The sequence below is a fragment of the Thermosipho affectus genome, from assembly GCF_001990485.1.
GTDB classification, from domain to species: domain Bacteria; phylum Thermotogota; class Thermotogae; order Thermotogales; family Fervidobacteriaceae; genus Thermosipho; species Thermosipho affectus.
Genome location: NZ_LBFC01000008.1, coordinates 1 through 4,864, shown reverse-complemented (window position 1 = coordinate 4,864; position 4,864 = coordinate 1). Strand labels below are relative to the sequence as shown.

The window sequence follows — 4,864 nt, the reverse complement described above, 5'->3', positions numbered from 1 at the left end:
ACATACACTACATACGTATCTCTTCATGTTTTCCCCTCCTTTTATGAGAAAAAAATCACTATACAATTATATTATAGCATTTTTTAGAGTGAAAAAACAAAGTTCTATTGGTTTTAGATTTGTTGTCTTTATGTTTTAGTTTAGAATAAAAAATAAGGGGCGACTTGCCCCTTATTTTGTAAGTTCTTTTTCCTTTTCAACTGAGATTATTCCGTTGTTTACATCAACTAAAACTATATCTCCTTCTTTAATTTCTCCAGCTATAATTTTCTTTGAAAGTGGTGTTTCAATTTCTCGTTCTATTAATCTTCTTAGTGGTCTTGCTCCAAAGGCTGGATCATATCCTTTCTTTGCAAGGTATGCTTTTGCGTTATCTGTTAGTTTTATTTTTAGGCTTTTTTCTTTTAATCTCTTTTCAAGCCTTAAAATCAATTTTTCGACTATTTCTTTCATATGCTTTTCTGTAAGTGGTTTAAATATCACAACGTGGTCAATTCTGTTTATGAATTCTGGTCTAAAATAGTGCTTTAAATCTTCCCTTACAGATTCTTCTATCTTTTCAAACTCTATTCCCGCTTCAACCTTTCTCAATATCTTATCACTTGCAAGGTTACTGGTCATTATAATTATCGTGTTTCTAAAATCAACTGTGTTGCCTTTTCCATCTGTTAATCTACCATCATCAAAGACTTGTAGTAATACGTTAAATACTTCTGGATGTGCTTTTTCAACTTCATCTAAAAGAATTACGCTATATGGTTTTCTTCTTACTTGCTCTGTTAATTGTCCTCCTTGATCGTAACCTACGTATCCTGGAGGTGCACCAATGAGTCTTGCAACTGAGTGTTTTTCCATGTACTCACTCATGTCAATTCTAATGAGCGCATTTTCGGAACCAAATAAGAGTTCTGCAATGGTCTTTGCAAGTTCTGTTTTACCAACACCACTTGGACCTAAGAATAAGAAGGTACCAATTGGTCTATTGGGATCCTTTATGCCTGCTCTTGCTTTTCTGATAGCATCTGCAACAACTTTGACTGCTTCTTCTTGGTCTACCATTCTTTGATGTACAAGTTCTTCAAATCTTAATAACTTTTCTTTTTCCGATTCCATCATTTTAGTTGCGGGTATACCAGTCCATGATTCTACAACCTTTGCAACTGTGTCGGCGGTTACTTTGTCAGTTCCGTATTTCTTTTCGAGTTCTTCATATTGATTTTGAAGTTTATACATTTGTTGTTTCATTTCAGCTGCTTCTTTGTATTGGGAGTTTATAGTAAGTTCATCGATTTTTTCACTTAAAGATTTTATTTTTTCCTTTAGTTCTGAAATTTTTGGATCGGCGGACTTTAAACTTATCTTTGCTGCAGCTTCGTCAATCAAATCTATGGCTTTATCTGGCATAAATCTATCTTGTATGTATTTTGAGGATAACTTTGCTGCGGCTTCTATAGCTTCATCCGTTATTTTTACGTTGTGGTGTTTTTCGTATGTTTCTTTTAAACCTTTTAATATTTTTATAGTTTCTTCTACACTAGGTTCCTCAATTAATACAGGTTGAAATCTTCTGGCAAGGGCTTTGTCCTTTTCTATGTGTTTTCTGTATTCTTCTAAAGTTGTTGCACCAATTGCATGTAGTTCTCCTCTGGCTAGTGCAGGTTTTAACATGTTGGATGCATCCATAGCACCTTCTGCAGCACCTGCTCCAACTATTGTATGAAGTTCGTCGATAAAGAGAATTACATTGTTTTTCATTTTATTTATTTCTTCCATTACCTTTTTCAATCTTTCTTCAAATTCGCCACGATACTTACTACCCGCAAGCATTTTTCCAAGATCAAGCATTAATATCTTTTTATTTTTAAGTTTTTCAGGGACCTTTCCTTCAACAATTTTTTGTGCAAGACCTTCAACAATAGCAGTTTTACCGACACCTGGATCACCTATGAGCACGGGGTTGTTTTTTGTTTTTCTAGAGAGAATTTCAATAACTCTTTCAATTTCTTTTTCCCTACCGATAACAGGTGAAAGTTTACCCTCTCTTGCAAGTTTTGTTAAATCCACTGTGTATTTTGAAAGTACATTTCCTTCTTCATCTAATTCTCCATTTTCCACAAGTTCTTTCACCGATTTTAATACTTCTTCGTATGTGATCCCGTATTTGTTTAGTATAGCAGCAGCTTGAGTAGAGTTATCCTTGAGCAGTGCTAAAAGAAAATGAATAGGTGAAACTTTACTTGAACCGATCAATTTTGCCTCTTTTCTAGAGAGTTCAAAGATTCTGGAAAGTTCATTTGACATGTAAACTCCAGAACCAGAACCGTAGTATACGCCATATTGACTTTCAATTAATTCTTCAATTCTATCCAGTATTTCATCTAAATTTATACGTGTTTTTATAAGTTTCTGCACTACATCATCTTGTAGAATTTCATAGAGCACATGCTCTGGTTTTAAAAGATTTTGCCTTTTTTGAGTTAGGTTTTCTGCTGCTTGTTGGACTAATTCTTGCATTTTATTGTCCAAGTATCTCAATTTAACCACCTCCAAAATTATTTTCTTTTTATCACTCACATATATAGACTGATAACATTTGTTTTTGGTTCGGGATTTGTTGTTACGTTTTTGTAAATAATTTGTTTTTAATTGATTTTAAATATTTTGTGTTTTATATTAGAAATGTATGATTTGGAGGGGGTAATATGTATTTTGTTTTGGGTTTAGTTGTGATTTTAGGCCTTCTTTTGATTTTTTCTTTGATGTATATATTAAAGTTAAGAAATTTAGTTAATTTGGTATTTGATGGTAAATCTTCAAAAATGGGTGTTGCAGTTTGGCATGGGGGAAAACTTAAATATTTTTCATCTAGTCTATTAAACTATGCTAAGATGTATAATATGGATTTTTTTGATTTTAAAAATGTTACGGAAGATAAAATTAAAGTTTTTTCAAAGAAATATTCGCAATTAGAAGTATTTTTTGATATGGTTTTGAAGAATTACTATAAAGATAAATTAGAATTTGAGGTAGAAATTGAAATTGGTGGACAGATATTTCTTTTGAAGTTTTTCAGGATAAAGTCCAAAGGTTTGAGGTATTCAATACTTTTTTTGGTAAATATTTCAAGCAATGTATATTCGTATGCAAAAGATATTATCAAGCCTTTAAATGAAATTCCAAAAAGTATTTTTTCGGATATTTTAAATAGGAAAACTCTTTCGGAAGTTTCAAAAAAGTTGTTTGATTTTTTAAAAGGACAGAAAATAATTGACTCTCTCGTTGTAGCGACTAGAAGAGGTGATGGAAGTACTTACATACATTATGCAAATATAGGTTTTGAAGAAAGGGTGAATTTTGTCGTTCCGCCTAAAAAGAAGCCAATTGTTTCATATATAATGGATTTTGGTAAAAAGTTGTATGTGAGAAATTCAGAAAGATTAGTCCTTCCAAAAGGATATGAAAGAATAGTGTTTGGGAAACATAGAATTGTTTCCATTTATGGTGTGCCTTTAAAATTTGAAGAAGAGGTTTTTGGTGCGGTGTTGTTTGAAAAAGGTGGAAAAAATGCATTTACATCTAAAGAATTATACGTGTTTAATTTGTTGTCTGAAATTTTGACTATAAATTTTAAATTTAGAGAAGTTTTTGATAAACTTGTTAAAGAAAAGAAGGAGACACTTAGAAATTCTTTATTTGATCCATTAACAGGTGCTTACAACAGGAATTTCTTAAACAAGATGAATTTTAACGGTGATTGTTCTATAATATTTATAGATTTGGATGGTTTTAAAAAACTTAATGATACATATGGACATGATTATGGCGATAAAGTATTGAAAAAATTTGTAAAATTATGTAAGAAAAGTATAAGGAAAGAAGATAAAGTTGTAAGATACGGAGGAGACGAGTTTTTAATCTTTGTAAATGGAAAAAACGCAAAACAAGTTGTTGATAGGATAAAACGAAAATCAGATATTGATTTTTCGTATGGAATTGTAAAGCACAACAAGCAAAAGAATTTTGGAGAAATTTTAAAAGAAGTAGATAAGAAAATGTATGAAATGAAAAAAAGTAAGAGACACGGTTGATGTTTTGTTGATAACTCTGAAAAATTATTGACAACGGTAAAAAATGTGATATATTTTTTTCTGGAAGTTATTATAAGATACTATGATTGACAAAAATCTAAAATATGGTACAATATATAAGCGATAGCGAAGTTCCGGCGTAGCTCAATAGGCAGAGCGGGTGGCTGTTAACCACTAGGTTGGGGGTTCGAGTCCCTCCGCCGGAGCCAGAAAAGGAGGACTTGGCGTTCTCCTTTTTTTATTTGTAGACGATAAAACATGTTTGTGCTGAGATAAATTCTCTGGAAGTTGTTTTTACGTTATTTATAAAGATTAAAATTTTAAAAGAGCTATAAATCAAAGATATTTCATATTTTGTTTTGCAAAATAGGTGAAACTATTTTTTTTGTTAATTTGAAATGCCACAGAAAAGGTTGACACAAAAAACAAATTATGATAATATAACAGATGCGGCGGCGTAGCTCAGTGGCTAGAGCAACTGATTCATAATCAGTGAGTCATGGGTTCGAGTCCCATCGCCGCCACCAATATGCGGGAAATTTTCCCGCTTTTTTGTTGTTTTTTTGTGTAAAAACCCCTGAATAAGTGGTATAGTTTACATTGTTGTTTCTTGTAGTATTCATATTGTTTACTAAATGTGAGTTTGAATGTCACAATTATACTGTAAAATAGTAATCGCTGTGTGAAAAAAGAAAGGTCATTGAAAAATAGATAGCAGCTCTGCGGATAATATAATAAGGATTAGCCCGAGATAGAGATGGAGGGTTTGATCCTGG

General features: G+C 31.9%; 2 protein-coding genes and 2 tRNA genes. 3 read left to right on the top strand and 1 reads right to left on the bottom strand.

Going from position 1 to position 4,864, the window contains the following annotated elements:
- Positions 1 to 171 precede the first annotated feature (171 nt).
- The gene (locus XJ44_RS02820; protein WP_077197991.1) at positions 172 to 2,535 is read right to left on the bottom strand and encodes an ATP-dependent Clp protease ATP-binding subunit; all 2,364 of its coding nucleotides are present in this window, start codon (positions 2,533 to 2,535) and stop codon (positions 172 to 174) included.
- Positions 2,536 to 2,702: 167 nt separating this feature from the next.
- Between XJ44_RS02820 and XJ44_RS02815 the strand changes: the two genes are divergently transcribed.
- The 3 genes from XJ44_RS02815 to XJ44_RS02805 all read left to right on the top strand — a co-directional run bounded on the left by XJ44_RS02815 (position 2,703) and on the right by XJ44_RS02805 (position 4,615).
- The gene (locus XJ44_RS02815) at positions 2,703 to 4,088 is read left to right on the top strand and encodes a sensor domain-containing diguanylate cyclase (RefSeq protein WP_077197990.1); all 1,386 of its coding nucleotides are present in this window, start codon (positions 2,703 to 2,705) and stop codon (positions 4,086 to 4,088) included.
- Between the two features lie 133 nt (positions 4,089 to 4,221).
- A tRNA-Asn gene (locus XJ44_RS02810) sits at positions 4,222 to 4,297 on the top strand.
- A 242-nt stretch (positions 4,298 to 4,539) separates the two neighbouring features.
- Positions 4,540 to 4,615 (top strand) — tRNA-Met (locus XJ44_RS02805).
- Positions 4,616 to 4,864 lie beyond the last annotated feature (249 nt).

Coding starts and splice junctions, on each gene's coding strand:
- XJ44_RS02815 (WP_077197990.1), top strand. CDS start 2,703: ATGTATTTTGTTTTGGGTTTAGTTGTGATTTTAGGCCTTCTTTTGATT.